This is a genomic window from Nocardia sp. XZ_19_385 (assembly GCF_015355755.1).
Classification (GTDB): domain Bacteria; phylum Actinomycetota; class Actinomycetes; order Mycobacteriales; family Mycobacteriaceae; genus Nocardia.
Genome location: NZ_JACVEE010000001.1, coordinates 1,653,641 through 1,671,748, shown reverse-complemented (window position 1 = coordinate 1,671,748; position 18,108 = coordinate 1,653,641). Strand labels below are relative to the sequence as shown.

Here is an 18,108-nt window from a genome sequence, read left to right as displayed (position 1 = left end):
TGACGTCCGACACCCCCGTAGAGATTCAGGAGCGCGATCGGTGTTCGAATCACTGTCCGACCGGCTAACCGGTGCCCTCAAGGATCTGCGCGGTAAGGGGCGTCTGTCACCGGCCGACATCGACGCCACCTGTCGTGAGATCCGGCTCGCGCTGCTCGAAGCCGACGTCGCGCTGCCCGTGGTGCGCGGATTCATCGCCAAGATCAAGGAACGCGCCAAGGGCGCCGAGGTTTCCGCGGCGCTGAATCCGGCGCAGATGGTCGTCAAGATCGTCAACGAGGAGCTCATCGCCATCCTCGGTGGCGAGACCCGCCGCATCGGCTTCGCCAAGACACCGCCGACGGTGATCATGCTCGCCGGTCTGCAGGGTTCCGGTAAGACCACCCTGGCCGGCAAGCTCGCGAAATGGCTGAAGGGCCAAGGGCATACGCCGCTGCTCGTAGCCTGTGACCTGCAGCGCCCCGGCGCGGTCACACAGCTACAGGTGGTCGGTGAGCGGGCGGGCGCGGCCGTGTTCGCCCCGCATCCCGGCACCTCCATCGGCGGCGGCGAGAACCCGCTCGGCATTACCGCGGCCGACCCGGTCGAGGTCGCGCGCGCCGGTATCGAAGAGGCCAAGGCCAAGCAGTTCGACGTCGTGATCGTCGACACCGCCGGCCGCCTCGGCATCGACGCCGAACTGATGGCGCAGGCCGCGGGCATCCGCGATGCCGTGCAGCCCGACGAAACCCTGTTCGTGCTCGACGCCATGATCGGCCAGGACGCGGTGCACACCGCCGAGTCCTTCCGCGACGGCGTCGGCTTCACCGGTGTCGTGCTCACCAAGCTCGACGGTGACGCCCGCGGTGGTGCGGCGCTGTCGGTGCGCGAGATCACCGGCGCGCCGATCATGTTCGCGTCCTCCGGCGAGAAGCTCGAGGATTTCGACGTCTTCCATCCCGACCGGATGGCCTCGCGCATCCTCGGCATGGGCGACGTGCTGTCCCTCATCGAGCAGGCCGAACAGGTCTACGACGCCAAGCAGGCCGAGGAAGCCGCCCGCAAGATCGGCAGCGGCGAACTCACCCTCGAGGACTTCCTCGATCAGATGCTGGCCATCCGCAAGATGGGCCCCATCGGCAACCTGCTCGGCATGCTCCCCGGCGCCGGCCAGATGAAAGACATGCTCGCCCAGGTCGACGACAAGCAGCTCGACCGCGTCCAGGCCATCATCCGCGGCATGACCCCGGCCGAGCGCGACAACCCGAAGATCATCAACGCTTCCCGCCGCCTGCGTATCGCCAACGGCTCCGGCGTCCAGGTCTCCGAGGTCAACCAACTCGTCGACCGCTTCTTCGAAGCCAAGAAGATGATGACCATGATGGGCCGCCAGATGGGCCTGCCCGGCGGCAACCGCCGCAACAACAAAAAGGGCGGCAAGAAGGGCAAGAAGGGCGGCCGCGGCCCAACCCCGCCGAAGGTGCGCGGCGGTTTCCCGGGGATGCCGGGTCTGCCCGGTGGAATGCCCGCGGGAATGCCGGATATCTCCGAGATGCCGCCGGGGCTGGACCAGCTCCCGCCCGGCCTCGAAGGCTTCGACTTGTCGAAGCTGAAGTTCCCCAAGAAGTGATCACCCGCGCGCCCGGCCAACCAGCCGGGCGCGCGTCGTTGGTGCGGCTCTCACGTACGAGAAGCGGGGTGGGGTGGCGGGCGGTAGTTTGGATGCTGCCGACGACGTCCAGGAGGTTGCTGTGCATCTGCGTGGTGTGGTTCTCCCTGATGACGAGGTGCGCGATCTGTGGGTGCGCGATGGGGTGGTGTCGTTCGAGCCCCTGGCCGGGGACGAAACCCTGTGTGGCGCAGGGTGGATCGTGCCGGGGCTGGTCGATGCGCACTGTCACGTCGGGATTCGGTACGGCGGGGGAGACGAGGACCGCGCGGGGGCGATCGCGCAGGCCGAGACCGAACGGGATGCCGGTGCGCTGTTGCTGCGCGACGCCGGATCACCGATCGATACGCGGTTCATCGATGACCACGAGGAACTCCCGAAGATCATTCGCGCGGGCCGGCATATCGCCCGCCCGAGGCGCTACATCCGCGAACTCGGCATCGAACTCGACGACGAACGCGACCTCCCCGAAATCGTCGCCGAGCAGGCACGTTTCGGCGACGGATGGGTGAAGATCGTCGGCGACTGGATCGATCGATCCGTCGGTGACCTGCGCCCCCTGTGGAGCGACGCGATCCTGAAAGAGGCCATCGCCGCCGCGCATGCCAACGGCGCTCGCGTCACCGCCCACGTCTTCGGCGAGGACGCCTTGCCCGGCCTGATCAACGCCGGCATCGACTGCCTCGAACACGGCACCGGCCTCGCCGACGACACCATCGAGATGATGGTCGAGCACGGCACCGCTCTGGTCCCGACCCTGATCAACATCGACACCTTCCCCGAAATCGCCGACAGCGCGGGCAAGTTCCCCACCTACGCCGCGCACATGCGGGACCTGCACCGCCGCGTCCGCGACACCGTCGGCAAGGCCCACGACGCGGGCGTCCCGATCTTCGCGGGCACCGACGCGGGCGGCTCCATCCGGCACGGCCGCATCGCCGAGGAAATCACCGCGCTCGCCGGCGCGGGGTTGTCCGCCCACGACGCCCTGGGCGCGGCCTCCTGGAACGCTCGAACCTGGCTGGGCCGCCCCTCGATCGAGCACGGTGCTCCCGCGGATTTCGTTGTCTATCAGGAAGACCCGCGCACCAACCCGGCCATGCTCACCGACCCGCAGTGGGTCGTCCTGCGGGGCCGCGTGGTGAAGACACCGAACCCCGTCACCGGCCACCGGTAGTCAGAACCGCACGTGCAGGTTCGCGTCGTCGAAGACGGTGACCCACTCCGCGCCGACCGGCCGATACCCGAATTCCCGCCGTAGTTCCCGGACCACGGCGGGCATGTGCCCCGCCCCGTACGCGATGCCCACCACCTCGCGCCGATCCTTGCGCTCGGCGTAGATGCCGGCCAGCGCGTCGAGCAGTACCCGGTCGCGCGCGTCGACCACGTCTTTCGACCGGAATCGTGCCCTGACCTCGGTATTGTCATTAACTACGTAGTGCTGCCGCAGCAGCCAGTCCCGCCCGCCCGCGACCATCACGACCGTGTAGAACGGCGTCATCAACAGCACGTCCAACCAGCCCGCGGCGGACCGCCACCAGCTCCGGCGCGGTGTACCCGACCCTTCCGGCCAAGCCGTCGGCTTGCCCAGAACCGCGTAGTCGATGTCCTGATGCACCAGCGACCATGCCGCCCGCCGCCCGGTCAGACGCATCGCGAGGACCACAGCGAAGCCGAGTGAACTGGCATTGTCCGTACCCTCGGCAACGACCAGGTCGCATTCGCTCAGCCGCCGGGTCACATCGCGGTAATACTCCGGGTTCCCGATATGGACCATCGGAAAAAGCCGGAATCGCAAGGGACTGTTGGGTGTTCGCAGATCAACGATCGACGACCGCAATCCGAAAACGCTGAACTCGGTGATCTGCATATCTGGTCCCCCCGAACCGATTCTTCCCGTTCCCCCAGGATAAGGCCGATTTCGCCGGACGCCACCAATACAGTGGACCTCGAGTGATACTCGGTGAGCGAGCAACGCTGGAGGTCGAGTTCGTATCAACGATGTGCGCTGAAACGCGACGGAAGATCGGACGAATGTGACCATGAGCGCAGAGGTTTCGATGATCCACCCTTTGGGGCCGACCACTGTGCAAGACTGGCGATTCGAAGGCTATCGTCTCGGCGAGATCGGATATCGCCAGGAAGTGCGGGCGGTTGCCGGTGAAACAGTCACCGCACCCGGTCCGGTACCGATCGTGGTCGATACCAGTCAACTGCGCTGATCCCAGCCCTCGGTTCAATCCCTCTGCCCTGCGGCACATTCGGAGGCTCCGGTGAATTCCGTGTGGCCGGACCGTCTGTATTGACAGATCTGTCTCCAACGGAAGGGCCGAATCATGCGGGATCTGGTGGTTACCGAGAACATCACCCTGGACGGGGTGATCGACGCGACCGCGGGCTGGTTCACCGTCGGCAACGATGCCGTCGACGACCAAGCCGACATTCTGGCGGAGCTGGCGGCGCATACCGCGGCTTGTGACGCGATGCTGTTCGGGCGGGCGACGTTCGAGGACATGCGGGGGTATTGGCCCGAGCAGGACGACGATCAGACTGGGATCACCGACGACCTCAACCAGATCGCCAAGTATGTGGTGTCACGCACCATGGACGACCCGCAGTGGCAGAACTCCGTGGTGCTGCGCGGCCTGGACGACGTGCGGGCGTTGAAGGAGCAGCCGGGCAAGGACATCGTCAGCACCGGCAGCATCACCCTGGTGCACGACCTGATGGCGGCGGGCCTGGTCGACGAGTACCGGCTGTTCGTCTACCCGGTAGTGCTCGGGCGCGGCGCACGGTTGTTCCAAGACGAGTGGGAAGCGCCCAAGCTCCAGCTGGTCGAAACCAAGCCCTTCAAGTCCGGTGTGGTGTTGCTGCGCTACCGTCCCGCGTAACCGCTCAGGTCAGGGCGTTGAACAGGCCTCGGACAGCGCCACCGACCACCCGGAACAGCGCGGTCAGGGCGAATTCGCCGCCCATCCACGCCGCCTCCGCGACGGCATCGTCGACCCCGGAGTCGCCTCTGCGACGCTTCTTCTTGCGGCGAAAAATCCCCATGCCTACTTCTACGTTCGCCGGCGCTGTCCGGTTCCGAGCGATCATGGTGGCGTGGGTCACATCACCCCCACGGCGGCCCGGTCGGCGACCGATTTCAGGCTGGGCAAACCCGTCTGGCAGAATGAACCCTCGTCCTTCGAAGGACAAGTGTCAGCCCGTCTCCGGTTACGTACCGCGCGGCGGTCACACACTCCAAGCGTGAAACCGGGCTCGCAGGCCATGCGGGTCGCTGAATTGCGCCGTGACCAAACTACTGAAAGAGGCAGATCAGCCATGGCTGTGAAGATCAAGCTGACCCGTATGGGCAAGATCCGTAACCCGCAGTACCGCGTTGTCGTCGCCGACGCGCGCACCCGTCGTGACGGCCGGGCCATCGAGTCCATCGGCAAGTACCACCCGAAGGAAGAGCCCTCCTTCATCGAGATCGATTCCGAGCGCGCGCAGTACTGGCTGGGTGTCGGCGCGCAGCCGACCGAGTCGGTGCAGCGTCTGCTGGAGATCACCGGCGACTGGCAGAAGTTCAAGGGCCTGCCGGGCACCGAGGGCACCCTGAAGGTGAAGGCCCCGAAGCCGTCCAAGCTGGACCTGTTCAACGCCGCCCTGGCCGCTGCCGACAGCGAGCCGCGCGGCGAGGCCACCACCGCCAAGAAGAAGAAGGCCAAGGAGACCGAGGCCGCCGCTGAGGCGCCCGCCACCGAAGCCGCCGAGTAATGTCGGCCGTCGTGGCTGATGCCGTCGAACATCTGGTTCGCGGCATCGTCACCAACCCCGATGATGTCCGCGTCGAGCTGATCACCGGCCGCCGCGGACGCACCGTCGAGGTGCACGTGCACCCGGAGGATCTGGGCAAGGTCATCGGCCGCGGCGGTCGGACCGCGACCGCGCTGCGTACCCTCGTCGCCGGTATCGGCGGCCGGGGTATCCGCGTCGACGTGGTCGACACCGACGCCTAGTGGAACTCGTCGTAGGGCGGGTCGCCAAGTCGCACGGTGTGCGCGGCGAACTCGTCGTCGAGGTCCGCACCGACGATCCGGAAGCCCGGTTCGCCCCCGGCATCGTCCTGCGTGGGCGGTTGCCGCGGTCCAAAGAGGTTCGTGACTTCACCATCGAGTCGGCCCGGGAGCACTCGGGCCGGCTTCTGGTGTTTGTCGCCGGCGTCTCCGACCGCACCGCCGCCGACGCCCTGCGCGGCACCCTGTTCGTCGTGAACAGCGAGGACCTGCCGCCCTCGGAGGACCCGGAGGCGTACTACGACCACGAGCTGGAGGGCCTGACCGTCCAGCTCACCGACGGAACGCTCGTCGGCACGGTCACCGAGGTGCTGCATTCGGCTGCGGGAGAACTGCTTTCGGTCAAGGCGGCCGAGGACAATCGGGAGATTCTGATCCCATTCGTCAACGCCATCGTGCCGACGGTATCGATCGCGGACAAGCTGGTGGTCATCGATCCGCCAGAGGGTCTGCTCGATCCCGAATAGCGAACAACTGACCGAACTCGACCGGGGGACAACAGGTTCCCCGGTCGAGCTGCATCAGGACCGAGTGAAACCGGAGATTCGATGAAGCTCGACGTGGTCACGATCTTCCCGGAGTACCTCGAACCCTTGCGCACCGCGTTGCTCGGCAAGGCCATCGACAAGGGCTTGATCTCCGTAGACGTCCACGACCTGCGCCGTTGGACCCATGACGTGCACAAGGCGGTCGATGATTCGCCCTACGGCGGCGGCCCGGGCATGGTCATGAAGCCGACCATCTGGGGCGACGCCCTGGACGAGGTCTGCCCCGACGACGCACTGCTCGTCGTCCCCACCCCGGCCGGTGTCCCGTTCACGCAGCGCACCGCCGAACGCTGGGCCACCGAAAAGCACATCGTCTTCGCCTGCGGCCGCTACGAGGGCATCGATCAGCGCGTCTTCGACGACGCCGCCCGCCGGGTCCGCGTCGAAGAGGTCAGCATCGGCGATTACGTCCTGATCGGTGGCGAAGCCGCCGTCCTGGTGATGACCGAGGCGTTCGTCCGCCTCATCCCCGGCGTGCTGGGCAATCAGCAATCCCACCAGGAGGATTCGTTCTCCGACGGCCTTCTGGAAGGCCCCAGCTATACCCGCCCGGTTTCCTGGCGCGGCCTGGATGTCCCACCCATCCTGCTCTCGGGCGACCACGCCAAGGTCGCCGCCTGGCGGCATGAGCAATCCTTGCAGCGCACCCGCGAACGCCGCCCGGATCTACTGCCGCCCGACTGAGCTATTCGGCTGGGATGACAGCGAATTCGCCATCCTTCAACTTGATCAGCACACCCCACGGGGACGGTGGCCCGATCATGCCTTGCTGCAGCGTGGCTTCGAACGCAGGCTTTTCCCCTTGGCCGGTGGCGCCGGGGCCGGCCACGACTGTGCGCTCACCGGTCGCCAAATCGTAGGCCAGCAGCCAGCAGTCGTAATTCCCCAGGCGCTTGCGCATCGTCGCCAAGACCACATTGCCGGTGCCGTTACCCAGGAGGATTTCCTCGGTTTCGGGGAACGGGGCGCGCCAGCGCACCCGCCCGTCGGCTTCTTCGAGGCGGAAGTCCTTGTTGTCCTTGACCGTTGAGCTGTCCATGATCAGGGTTGCGGCGTCGGGCATGGTGAACTGCCACTCAGCTGCCGACTTGGCACGCGAGCCCAGCACCCGTCCGGTCCCGCTCTCGATCACCTCGCGGGTGTCACCGGAAGTGACAATCGCCAGAGTATTGGTCGACCGGGCGAAGCTACGGCGGTCGGGTACCGTGCGCTTCCAGATCAACGCTCCGGTGTCGAGCGTCAGTCCGCCGATGAGCTGTTCGCCTTCGAAATTTTCCGGGCCGGGTTTGACCGGGCACCGGAACAGCGCCGCCTCGCGACTCTCGAACACATACATCGAGTCCTCGGGAAGCCCGGCGGCACAACCCAATGCGGTGTAGTCGAGGTCCCAGGCGCGGACCCCGGTGTGCGGGTCGTTGCGGATGAACCGGCCGCCCTTGGTGTCCAGCTCGAACCACTCCGAGTCGGTGCGCCACAGCTCGCGCCCGGTGTCGGCCGCGTAGGCGATCTGTCCTGGCGTATCCAGCCAGGACACCTGCAGGACCTTCCCGTAGTCCGCCTGATATATCCGTTTGGGATCAGGTCGCAGACCCTCGCGCCGCACCGTCCAGCGCCGCTCGCCGGACAGCGGATCGATCCCCCGCAGTTCGCCATCCGCGACGACGTACAGCCCGTTCGCGGTCGGCTTGATGTCGTCGTGCGGCCCCACCGCGAGTTTGCGGATACCGCCGAGATCCAGGATCGGTGCATCGGGTGTGCCGACCGTCGCGGAATTCGAGTCCGAACAGCCAGCCAGCGCCGCCAGCAGTCCCAGCACGATTACGACCCGCAAATTTTTCCACCCCGAGAGTCTCACCGGGCGATCATCGCACGATCTCGGCACCTCCTTTCAGGGGTGGTGCTAAAACGATGTGAGCCACATCATGTTGGGGACAGTGTCGGTCCGCGGAGGAGATCAAGCTATGCCAGTGGTTACTGGGCAGCCCAGCTACGCGTCGGGTGTTTCGGAAGCACCGTTGCTCGGCGACACGATCGGAGCCAACTTCGACCGCGCCGTCGCCGCGTTCCCCAATAGGGAAGCGCTGGTGGACGTTCCGTCCGGTCGACGCTGGACCTATCGCGAACTCGCCTCCGCCATAGATTCGCTCGCGACCGGCCTGACGGCACTGGGTATCGACAAGGGCGACCGGGTCGGCATCTGGGCGCCGAACTGCGCGGAATGGTTCCTCGTGCAGTACGCGACCGCGAAAATCGGTGCGGTGCTGGTGAATATCAATCCGGCGTACCGCACCAGTGAACTGGAATACGTGCTGCGGCAGGCCGGGGTGCGGCTGCTGATCGCCGCGCCGGAATTCAAGACCTCCAATTACGTCTACATGATCGACGAAGTCCGGCCGAATTGTCCGGGGCTGGAACAGGTCCTGATCCTGGGCACCGTGGCGTGGGATGTACTGGTGCGCTATGAGATCGACGCCGCTCGCCTGACCGAGATCGCGGGCACCCTGTCGATGGATGATCCGATCAACATCCAATACACCTCCGGCACAACGGGCTTTCCGAAAGGCGCAACGCTCAGCCACCACAACATCCTGAACAACGGCTATTTCGTCGGCGAGCTGTGCGGGTATACCGAGCACGACCGGATCTGCCTGCCGGTGCCCTTCTACCATTGTTTCGGAATGGTGATGGGCAATCTCGCGTCCACCAGTCACGGTGCGACGGTGGTGATTCCGGCTCCCGCGTTCGATCCCGCGGCCACGCTGGCGGCGGTCGCGGCCGAACGCTGCACCTCACTGTACGGCGTGCCGACCATGTTCATCGCCATGCTCGGTGAACTCGACGGCGGTGCGGCACCCGACCTATCGAGCCTGCGCACCGGCATCATGGCGGGCTCGCCCTGCCCGGTCGAGGTGATGAAGCGGGTCATCGATCGCATGGGCATGTCCGAGGTCTGCATCTGCTACGGCATGACCGAAACCGCACCGGTGTCCACCCAGACCCGCCGCGACGACAGCCTGGACCGCCGCACCGGCACCGTGGGCCGGGTGCTCCCGCACCTCGAGGTCAAAATCGTCGATCCCGCAACAGGTTTGACGGTGCCCCGGGGCGAACCGGGGGAGCTGTGCACCCGCGGCTACTCGGTGATGCTCGGCTACTGGAATCAGCCGGAGAAGACCGCCGAGGCGATCGACGCCGCCCGCTGGATGCACACCGGCGACATCGGTGTGATGGACGACGACGGCTACCTCGCGGTCACCGGCCGCATCAAGGACATGGTCATCCGCGGCGGCGAGAACATCTACCCGCGCGAGATCGAGGAATTCCTCTACACCCACCCCGACATTCTGGACGCCCAGGTCATCGGCGTGGCCGACCCGAAATACGGTGAGGAACTGATGGCTTGGATCCGGCTGCGCGAGGGTGCGGCCGCGCTGGACGCCGACGCGATCCGGGCATTCTGCGCAGGCAAGCTGGCGCACTTCAAGATTCCGCGCTATGTCCACATCGTGGACGAATTCCCGATGACCGTCACCGGCAAGGTGCGCAAAGCCGAGATGCGGGAAATGGCGAAGACGCTGGTCCCGGCGTCGGGGAGTGTTGCTGCGGGCGAAGGGTTCACCCAGGGGTAGGTCCTTTGTCAGCAGGCGGCGGTAGTGTTGGCGGCCGTGACGACAGCGCCCGAGATCGCCAGTTCAGAGACGAACAGCACCGACACGACCGCCGCCGCGCCCACTCCCCTCGCTAGCGTGGGGCGGCGCATCGCCGACGAGCTAGGAGTGCGGGAGAGCCAGGTCCGTGCCGCCGTGGAGCTGCTCGACGCCGGTTCGACGGTGCCGTTCATCGCGCGCTACCGCAAGGAGGTCACCGACGGCCTCGACGACGCGCAGCTGCGTCAGCTCGACGAACGCCTGAGCTACCTGCGCGAACTCGACGAGCGCCGCGGCGCGATCATCGAATCCATCAAGGGCCAGGGCAAACTGGACAACGCGCTGCTCGGGCAGCTGATGCTGGCCGAGACGAAAGCTCGCCTCGAAGACATCTACCTGCCGTACAAGCCCAAGCGCCGCACCAAGGCCCAGATCGCGCGCGAGGCGGGCCACGAACCGGTCGCCGACGCGCTGATCAACGACCCGTCCACCGATCCGGCGCAGTACACCGCCGAGCAACTCGACGGCGCCCGCGCCATCCTGGTCGAGCGTTTCGCCGAGGACGCCGACCTGGTCGGTGAAGTGCGCGAGCTGATGTGGAACCGCGGCCAGATCAAATCCACCGTGCGCCCGGGCAAGGAGGAGGCGGGCGCGAAGTTCTCCGACTACTTCGAGTTCAGTGAACCGTTCTCCAAGCTGCCCTCGCACCGCATCCTGGCGCTGCTGCGCGGTGAGAAGGAAGAGGTCCTCAGCCTCCAGCTCGATTCCGAGACAGAGGAATTGGCGCCGGGCGAGCGTTCCATCTACGAAGGCCGGATCGCGGTCAAGTTCGGCATCGCCGACAAGGGCCGCCCTGCCGACAGCTGGTTGATGGATACGGTCCGCTGGGCCTGGCGCACGAAACTTCAAGTGAGCCTTGGCATCGACACTCGCATGCGCCTGCGTCAGGCCGCCGAGAAGGACGCGGTCGATGTGTTCGCCGCGAACCTGCGCGACCTGCTGCTCGCCGCGCCCGCCGGCACCCGCACCACCATGGGCTTGGACCCGGGCTACCGCACCGGCGTGAAGGTCGCGGTCGTCGACGCCACCGGTAAGGCCGTCGCCACCGAGGTCATCTACCCGCACAAGCCGCAGGGCCAGACCGAGAAGTCCCTCGCGGTGCTCGGCGCACTGGTCGCCCGCTTCAACGTGGAGCTCATCGCCATCGGCAACGGCACCGCCTCGCGCGAGACCGATGCCCTTGCCACCGAGCTGATCTCGCGCATCCCGGAGAACAAGCCCACCAAGATCGTGGTCTCCGAGGCCGGAGCCTCGGTGTACTCCGCCTCGGCCTACGCCACGCAGGAACTGCCCGATATGGACGTGTCGCTGCGCGGCGCGGTATCCATCGCGCGCCGCCTGCAGGACCCGCTCGCCGAGCTGGTGAAGATCGACCCGAAGTCCATCGGCGTCGGCCAGTACCAGCACGACGTGTCCGAGACCCTGCTGGCCCGCTCGCTGGGCGCGGTGGTCGAGGACGCGGTGAACGCGGTCGGCGTCGACGTGAACACCGCCTCGGTGCCGCTGCTGTCCCGGGTCTCCGGCATCACCGGTTCGGTCGCGGAATCCATTGTGGCCCACCGTGATCAGCACGGTTCCTACCGCAGCCGCAAGGCGTTGCTGGAGGTGCCGCGGTTGGGACCGAAGGCCTTCGAACAGTGCGCGGGCTTCCTGCGCATCCGCGGCGGCGACGACCCGCTCGACACCTCCGCGGTGCACCCCGAGGCCTACCCCGTGGTGCGGCGCATCTTGCAGAAGACCGGCAGCGGCGTCACCGAACTGATCGGCAACACCGGCGTGCTGCGCTCGCTGCGGCCCGACGAGTTCACCGACGAGACCTTCGGTCTGCCCACCGTCACCGACATCATCTCCGAACTGGAGAAGCCCGGCCGCGACCCGCGCCCGGAGTTCAAGACCGCCGAATTCGCCGCCGGTGTGGAGAAGGTCGCCGACCTCGAGCCCGGCATGGTGCTCGAAGGTGTCGTCACCAACGTGGCGGCGTTCGGCGCGTTCGTCGATGTCGGCGTGCACCAGGACGGCCTGGTGCACGTGTCGGCCATGTCGCACAACTTCGTCAAGGACCCGCGCGAGGTGGTGAAATCCGGTGACGTGGTCAAGGTGAAGGTGCTCGAGGTCGACGTGGCTCGCCAGCGCATCGGACTGTCGTTGCGCCTGGACGACGAACCGGGCGGTGCGACAGCGAAACCGGAACGCGGCACCGGAAATCGCGGCGGCGCCCCGCGTGGTCAGTCCGGCCAGGACAACCGGCAGCGGCAGAATGGGCAGAACAAGCAGCCGAGTCGCAACCAGGGCAATCAGCGGCGCGCCAACGCACCCGCGCCGACCGGTTCCATGGCCGACGCGCTGCGCCGGGCAGGCTTCGGTAAGTAGGTTTTCACCAGGCGGGAGGTTGGCAGGCGGCCATGCGCAGATGGCTCGAGAACGATGTGATCGCGCAGGGCCGCCTACCGCTGCTGTGCTTCCTGCTCGGGTTCATCGTCGGGTTCCTGTTCATTCGGATCAGCGTCCGGCTGATCCGTAAACAGGTGCGCTGGTGGCCCGGCAACCTCCGCGCCGGTGACACCCATATCCACCACATGGTCATCGGCGTGGTGCTGGTCCTCGGTTCCGGGCTGGGCCTGATCGCGGTGTACGACAGTGGCGGTGAACCGGCCGTGGCGGCTTTCGCGGCCGCGTTCGGCGTCGGGGCCGCACTGGTCCTCGACGAGTTCGCGCTCATCTATTACCTGCGCGACGTCTACTGGGAAGAACAGGGCCGCACCTCGGTCGACGCGGTCTTCGTCGCGCTCGCCGTCACCGGCCTGCTGCTGCTCGGCTTCCACCCGCTCTCGATCCTCGAGATCGGCGACGTGCGCAGCTCCATCGGCCCCGACGCCAAGGCCGTCGCCACCGTCATCGCCCTGTCGAACCTGCTGCTGGCCGCCATCGTCATCGCCAAAGGCAAGATCTGGACGGGCCTGTTCGGCATGTTCTTCCCGCCACTGCTGTGGATCGGCACCCTGCGCCTGAGCCGCCCCGGCGCCCCCTGGGCCCGCTGGCGCTACGCCGAACGCCGCCGCCTGATGTACCGCGCGATCGTGCGCGAACGCCGGTATCGGCGGCCGGTCATCCGTGCGAAGATCTTCATCCAAGACCTCATCGCCGGAAAGCCGGATGTCGAGCACGTCCGCAGCGCCGCCGAGGCGGAGTTGGCCCGCAAGGTCGTCCCGGCCCCACCGGCCCCACATCCGCATCCCCTGTTCTCGCCGGAGCATTCCCTTTTCGGCCCGGAGCACAAGTCCGACCGCTGAGCACGCTCGCCGGTCAGAGCGGGGATCGGGGGTGCTGACCAGGGGGTGATTTCTGCGGGCGACCCGAGGTCTGGCACAATACTCGGGTTGCCCTAGGGAGATTTCTGTCCCGGGAGCACCCCCTAATTCGGAGCATGAACCGGTCGCGCGTCCTCGGCTATGTCGAGGGAATGCCGCCAGGGTCCTCTGTTCGCGCAAACATCGCAAAGGATGAAAATGAACACCCTCGACTTCCTCGACGAAAAGTCGCTGCGCAGCGACGTCCCGGACTTCCGCCCGGGCGACACGCTGAACGTGCACGTGAAGGTCATCGAAGGCTCGAAGGAGCGCATCCAGGTCTTCAAGGGCGTCGTGATCCGCCGCCAGGGTGGTGGCATCCGCGAGACCTTCACCGTCCGCAAGGTCTCCTTCGGTGTCGGCGTCGAGCGCACCTTCCCGGTGCACAGCCCCAACATCGACCACATCGACGTCGTGACCCGTGGTGACGTCCGTCGCGCCAAGCTGTACTACCTGCGCGACCTGCGCGGCAAGGCCGCCAAGATCAAGGAAAAGCGCTGATCTCGTAGCCCGCTCAGCGGCACAGCAGAACTTCGTAGCCCGGTACCCGCCGTCAGGCAGGGTGCCGGGCTACTCTGTTCGGCGTGGCAGACGAAAGTGGGTCGGTGTCGGTGTCGGGTGCGGATGACGAAGGGGCAGAGCGGAAGACCCCTAGGGCGCGGCGCGCCAAGAAGACCAAGAAGCAGCGGCCGTTCTGGCAGGAACTGCCCATCCTCATCGTGATCGCGGCCGTCATCGCCGCGCTGATGGTCACCTTCGTCGGCCGGCCGTACGTGATTCCCTCCCAGTCGATGGAACCGACGCTGCACGGCTGCCCCGGCTGCGTCGGCGACCGCATCTACGTGGAGAAGCTCAGCTACTACTTCAGTGATCCGAAGCCGGGCGATGTCGTGGTGTTCGTCGGCCCGCCGTCCTGGAACACCCGCTACCAGTCGATCCGCTCGGAAAACACGATGATCCGCGGCGTGCAGAACTTCTTCTCCTTCTTCGGCCTGGTGCCGCCGGACGAGAACGATCTCGTCAAGCGCGTCATCGCGGTCGGCGGGCAGACCGTGCAGTGCTGCGACGCCGAGGGCCGGATCCTGGTCGACGGAAAGCCGCTCGACGAGTCCTACGTGAAGAACGACTACCCGTGGTTCGCCGGTAAGCAGAACGCCACCTACCCCGCCGGCCGGGTCTTCGGCCCGATCAAGGTGCCCGAGGGCAACCTGTGGGTGATGGGCGACAACCGCGACCAGTCCGCCGACTCCCGTGCGCACGTCTCCGATTCGCTGCAGGGCACCGTTCCGGTCGACAACGTCCGAGGTAAGGCGGTGTTCAAGATCTGGCCGCCGAGCCGGATCGGACCGGTCAGTTCGGTCGACCCACAGGTGAACTGACACCCTGGCGAACTGAAAGCGCGCGGCGGCAGGATAATTGGATCGTGGGGTACACCCGGAGCACCACTCTTTGGCCGCCGCGCGTCGTGATGCGCAAGGCGGGTGGTTTGCGCACCCTGGAAGCGGCGCTGATCCGCAGCGGGCTAGGCCCGGTCGCCGGTGTCGACGAAGCCGGGCGCGGTCCGTGTGCGGGCCCGCTGGTGGTCGCCGCCTGCTTGCTCGCCCCGAAGGCCTACGACCGGCTCGGCGGGCTCGACGATTCCAAGAAGCTCACCGAGGCCACCCGGGAGGAGCTCTTCCCGATCATCCAGCGGCTGGCCCTGGCCTACGAGGTCGTGGTGATCCCGGCCTGGGAGATCGATTCGATCGGCATCCACGTCGCCAATATCGAAGGCATGCGCCGCGCGGTCGCCGGACTCGGCCGGACGCCGGGCTATGTGCTCACCGACGGCTTCCGGGTGCCCGGCATCCCCGCGCCGTCGCTGCCGGTGATCGGCGGCGATGGCGTGGCCGCCTGCATCGCGGCCGCCAGCATCCTGGCCAAGGTCACTCGCGACCGGATGATGGTCGAGCTCGACGAGCGCCTGCCCGGCTACGGTTTCGCCGCGCACAAGGGCTACAACACGCCCGAGCACACCGAGGCGTTGCACCGCCTGGGGCCCAGCAGCGAGCACCGGCGCTCTTGGCGCAATGTGCGGGAAACGGCGGGTCTGGTGCCCGTCGATCCGGCGCTGGAATACGCCGACGCGATGCTGGCCGAGGATGCGCGGGAAGGCCGAGTGGCTAGCGACGCGGTCCATGCGAGATGATGTGCTCCAACGACGCCGCTAGGGCTGTGTCTCATCAAGGACCGCGAATTAGGAGGACTTCCACCCGATGAGTGCCGAGGACCTCGAGAAGTACGAAACCGAGATGGAACTCTCGCTGTATCGCGAGTACAAGGACATCGTCGGTCAGTTCTCGTACGTGGTGGAAACCGAACGCCGCTTCTACCTGGCCAATTCCGTCGAGCTGCGGCCGCAGAACGCCGACGGCGAGGTGTACTTCGAAGTACGCATGAGCGATGCCTGGGTGTGGGACATGTACCGTCCGGCGCGTTTCGTCAAACACGTCCGGGTGATCACCTTCAAGGACGTGAATATCGAAGAGCTGGAGAAGCCGGACCTGCGGCTTCCCGAGTAGTTCTCGGCTAGCACGGGGGACCGACAGGTTCTTGTGCTAGACGGCTGGGTGGACGCGAGTTGTCCACAGCTGAACGGTTATCCACACCCTTTCCGTTTCCCCAGGTCGGCTCGGCGGCGCTGTCGCGGCCACCCCGCACGCTGTGCGGGTGACGGATAACAAGGCGCTCGGCGCACGAGGGGAAGAGCTGGCCGCAAAGTATCTGCTGGCCACCGGCTGGGAGATCATTGGCAGGAACTGGCGCTGCCGGTTCGGGGAATTGGACCTCATCGCACACGATTCGAAGGTCACCGCCTTCGTCGAGGTGAAGACCAGGCGCGGCTTGGGTTTCGGCCGCCCCGAGGAGTCGGTCACCTTCGATAAGCGCCGCCGCATTCGGCAACTGGCCCTGCTGTGGCTACAAGAACACGACGGCCCCTATCGCACGGTCCGCTTCGACGTGATCTCGGTGCTGGTGCTCCCCGGCCGGGAGCCGGTCGTCGAACACCTCGCGGCGGCGTTCTGATGGCCCTCGGACGCGCACACTCCGTCGCGGTCACCGGAGTAGACGGCCAGCTCGTCGAAATCGAAGCCGACATCGGCCAGGGCCTGCCCTCGGTGCATCTGGTCGGCTTGCCCGACACCGCTTTGCAGGAATCCCGGAATCGAGTCCGCTCGGCGGTCGCGAACTCGGGGGAGAAGTGGCCGGATGGGCGCGTCATCCTGGCCTTGTCACCGGCGACGCTCCCGAAAGTCGGCAGCGTCTACGACCTCGCCCTCGCAGTATCGGTTCTGGACGCGGCAGGCGCTGTTCCGTCCGAGCGGCTGGCCAAGACGGTGGTCCTGGGTGAGCTCGCGCTGGACGGGCGGCTGCGACGGGTTCGCGGCATCCTGCCCGCGGTGATCGCAGCCCGCAATGCGGGCTGGCCCACGGTGGTGGTGCCCGAACCCGCACTGGCCGAAGCCGGTTTGGTCGACGGCATCGAAGTCCTCGGCGCGACCAGCCTGCGTGCGATGGTCGCCTGGTTGCGCGGCGAGGGCACGTTGATCGAGCCGAACGGTGATCTGCCGTCCGCTATGCCGGTCGGCGGCGATCTGAGCGAGGTTGCCGGCCAAGAGGAAGCGCGCTGGGCGCTGGAGGTGGCCGCGGCGGGTGGTCACCACCTGCTCCTCACCGGCCCGCCAGGAATCGGCAAAACAATGCTGGCACAACGACTTCCGGGCTTGCTGCCGCCGCTGTCGGAAGCCGAGGCGCTGGAGGTGACGGCCATCCATTCGATGGCCGGCCTGCTCTCCGGCGACCAGCCGCTGATCACCATGCCACCGTTCGTCGCGCCGCATCACTCGACATCCGCGGCGGCCATGGTCGGCGGTGGTTCCGGCTCGGCCCGCCCCGGTGCGGTGAGTTGTGCGCATCGGGGCGTGCTATTCCTCGACGAATGCGCCGAGATCGGCACCAAGGTTCTCGAGGCCCTGCGAACCCCCTTGGAGGAAGGCGAGATTCGAATCGCGCGGCGCGACGGCGTGGCAAGGTACCCGGCCCGATTCCAGTTGGTGCTCGCCGCGAATCCTTGCCCCTGCGCGCCCGCCCGCGATGTCGACTGCATCTGCGCGCCGATGGCTCGCCGCCGCTATCTGGGCAAGCTGTCCGGTCCACTGATCGATCGCATCGATATCTGGGTACAGATGCGCGCCCACTCGGGTGCGAGCTTCAGCTCGGACAAGGCCGAGCCCAGTGCGGTAGTGCGCGCCCGGGTCGCCGCCGCCCGCCAAGCCGCCGCGGCCCGCTGGCAGGACGACGGCTGGACCACCAACGCCGAAGTACCAGGACACGTGCTGCGCCAACGGTTCCGCTTGCCCCGCGAGTCCATCGACCCGGTCGAAACAGCCCTGCGCATGGGCCGGATGTCGGCCCGCGGCGCCGACCGCGCCATCCGTGTCGCCTGGACCATCTCCGACTTGCGCGGCGCGGACATGCCGAGCGCCCAGGACGTCATGCTGGCACTGAATTTCAGGCAGCGGGGTGCGCAGTGAGTGGACGATGCGATCGAATCGTGTGCCCCTCACGGGCTTCGGCACGCGGCGCCGACCGCGCCATCCGTGCCGCCGGGACTTATCTCCGACTTGCGCGGGGCGGATATGCCGAGCGCCCAGGACGTCATGCTGGCACTGAATTTCAGGCAGCGGGGTGCGCAGTGAGCGGACGATGCGATCGAATCGTGTGCCCCTCGCAGGCGTCGGCCCACAGCACCCA

20 protein-coding genes are annotated in these 18,108 nt (G+C 66.8%); 17 read left to right on the top strand and 3 right to left on the bottom strand.

Annotated features, from left to right (window positions below; genetic code table 11):
- Positions 1-40 precede the first annotated feature (40 nt).
- Both ffh and IBX22_RS07845 read left to right on the top strand, forming a co-directional pair.
- Positions 41-1,609 carry a signal recognition particle protein gene (gene ffh, locus IBX22_RS07850; RefSeq protein ID WP_194814651.1) on the top strand — a complete coding sequence of 523 codons (1,569 nt, stop codon included), beginning with the start codon at positions 41-43 and terminating at the stop codon, positions 1,607-1,609.
- A 121-nt stretch (positions 1,610-1,730) separates the two neighbouring features.
- On the top strand, positions 1,731-2,825 hold the full coding sequence (locus tag IBX22_RS07845) for an amidohydrolase family protein (RefSeq protein ID WP_194814650.1): 1,095 nt from the start codon (positions 1,731-1,733) through the stop codon (positions 2,823-2,825).
- Here the strand turns inward: IBX22_RS07845 and IBX22_RS07840 are convergent, their stop codons facing one another.
- Positions 2,826-3,425 carry a hypothetical protein gene (locus IBX22_RS07840; protein WP_194814649.1) on the bottom strand — a complete coding sequence of 200 codons (600 nt, stop codon included), beginning with the start codon at positions 3,423-3,425 and terminating at the stop codon, positions 2,826-2,828.
- A gap of 265 nt (positions 3,426-3,690) precedes the next feature.
- On the opposite strand from IBX22_RS07840, the gene IBX22_RS07835 reads away from it, so the two are divergent.
- Positions 3,691-3,870, top strand: coding sequence for a hypothetical protein (locus IBX22_RS07835; RefSeq protein WP_194814648.1), 180 nt, complete (start codon positions 3,691-3,693; stop codon positions 3,868-3,870).
- A 114-nt stretch (positions 3,871-3,984) separates the two neighbouring features.
- Positions 3,985-4,539: a dihydrofolate reductase family protein gene (locus tag IBX22_RS07830; protein ID WP_194814647.1), complete on the top strand. Its 555-nt coding sequence runs from the start codon at positions 3,985-3,987 to the stop codon at positions 4,537-4,539.
- 4 nt (positions 4,540-4,543) lie between these two features.
- On the opposite strand, the gene IBX22_RS07825 is transcribed toward IBX22_RS07830, so the two are convergent.
- Positions 4,544-4,702 (bottom strand): hypothetical protein, encoded by a 159-nt coding sequence (locus tag IBX22_RS07825; protein ID WP_194814646.1) that lies wholly within the window; start codon positions 4,700-4,702, stop codon positions 4,544-4,546.
- A 273-nt stretch (positions 4,703-4,975) separates the two neighbouring features.
- Between IBX22_RS07825 and rpsP the strand changes: the two genes are divergently transcribed.
- The 4 genes from rpsP to trmD all read left to right on the top strand — a co-directional run bounded on the left by rpsP (position 4,976) and on the right by trmD (position 6,944).
- Positions 4,976-5,413, top strand: a complete 438-nt coding sequence (rpsP, locus tag IBX22_RS07820) for a 30S ribosomal protein S16 (RefSeq protein ID WP_194814645.1) — start codon at positions 4,976-4,978, stop codon at positions 5,411-5,413.
- The gene (locus IBX22_RS07815; protein WP_194814644.1) at positions 5,413-5,655 is read left to right on the top strand and encodes an RNA-binding protein; all 243 of its coding nucleotides are present in this window, start codon (positions 5,413-5,415) and stop codon (positions 5,653-5,655) included. Before rpsP ends, IBX22_RS07815 begins: the two co-directional genes overlap by 1 nt.
- Entirely contained in the window at positions 5,655-6,179 is a 525-nt protein-coding gene (rimM, locus tag IBX22_RS07810; RefSeq protein WP_194814643.1) for a ribosome maturation factor RimM, read from the top strand. The genes IBX22_RS07815 and rimM overlap by 1 nt, the downstream gene beginning before the upstream one ends.
- Before the next feature lie 81 nt (positions 6,180-6,260).
- Positions 6,261-6,944 (top strand): tRNA (guanosine(37)-N1)-methyltransferase TrmD, encoded by a 684-nt coding sequence (gene trmD, locus IBX22_RS07805; protein ID WP_194814642.1) that lies wholly within the window; start codon positions 6,261-6,263, stop codon positions 6,942-6,944.
- Between the two features lies 1 nt (position 6,945).
- Here trmD and IBX22_RS07800 read toward each other — a convergent pair whose 3' ends face one another.
- Positions 6,946-8,115 (bottom strand): PQQ-binding-like beta-propeller repeat protein, encoded by a 1,170-nt coding sequence (locus IBX22_RS07800; RefSeq protein WP_194814641.1) that lies wholly within the window; start codon positions 8,113-8,115, stop codon positions 6,946-6,948.
- A gap of 106 nt (positions 8,116-8,221) precedes the next feature.
- On the opposite strand from IBX22_RS07800, the gene IBX22_RS07795 reads away from it, so the two are divergent.
- The 9 genes from IBX22_RS07795 to IBX22_RS07755 all read left to right on the top strand — a co-directional run bounded on the left by IBX22_RS07795 (position 8,222) and on the right by IBX22_RS07755 (position 17,888).
- A complete protein-coding gene (locus tag IBX22_RS07795; protein WP_194814640.1) occupies positions 8,222-9,889 on the top strand; it encodes an AMP-binding protein in 1,668 nt (555 codons plus the stop codon).
- Between the two features lie 54 nt (positions 9,890-9,943).
- A complete protein-coding gene (locus IBX22_RS07790) occupies positions 9,944-12,337 on the top strand; it encodes a Tex family protein (protein WP_375540226.1) in 2,394 nt (797 codons plus the stop codon).
- Positions 12,338-12,369: 32 nt separating this feature from the next.
- Positions 12,370-13,257 (top strand): hypothetical protein, encoded by an 888-nt coding sequence (locus tag IBX22_RS07785; protein WP_194814638.1) that lies wholly within the window; start codon positions 12,370-12,372, stop codon positions 13,255-13,257.
- Positions 13,258-13,473: 216 nt separating this feature from the next.
- A complete protein-coding gene (gene rplS, locus IBX22_RS07780; protein WP_194814637.1) occupies positions 13,474-13,815 on the top strand; it encodes a 50S ribosomal protein L19 in 342 nt (113 codons plus the stop codon).
- An 83-nt stretch (positions 13,816-13,898) separates the two neighbouring features.
- A complete protein-coding gene (lepB, locus tag IBX22_RS07775; RefSeq protein WP_375540206.1) occupies positions 13,899-14,693 on the top strand; it encodes a signal peptidase I in 795 nt (264 codons plus the stop codon).
- A gap of 44 nt (positions 14,694-14,737) precedes the next feature.
- Positions 14,738-15,502 carry a ribonuclease HII gene (locus tag IBX22_RS07770; RefSeq protein WP_309234476.1) on the top strand — a complete coding sequence of 255 codons (765 nt, stop codon included), beginning with the start codon at positions 14,738-14,740 and terminating at the stop codon, positions 15,500-15,502.
- A 67-nt stretch (positions 15,503-15,569) separates the two neighbouring features.
- A complete protein-coding gene (locus IBX22_RS07765) occupies positions 15,570-15,875 on the top strand; it encodes a DUF2469 domain-containing protein (RefSeq protein WP_011210678.1) in 306 nt (101 codons plus the stop codon).
- A 148-nt stretch (positions 15,876-16,023) separates the two neighbouring features.
- Complete coding sequence (locus IBX22_RS07760) at positions 16,024-16,380, top strand: YraN family protein (RefSeq protein WP_194814636.1); 357 nt, start codon at positions 16,024-16,026, stop codon at positions 16,378-16,380.
- Complete coding sequence (locus IBX22_RS07755; protein WP_194814635.1) at positions 16,380-17,888, top strand: YifB family Mg chelatase-like AAA ATPase; 1,509 nt, start codon at positions 16,380-16,382, stop codon at positions 17,886-17,888. Before IBX22_RS07760 ends, IBX22_RS07755 begins: the two co-directional genes overlap by 1 nt.
- The last annotated feature ends 220 nt before the right edge of the window (positions 17,889-18,108 follow it).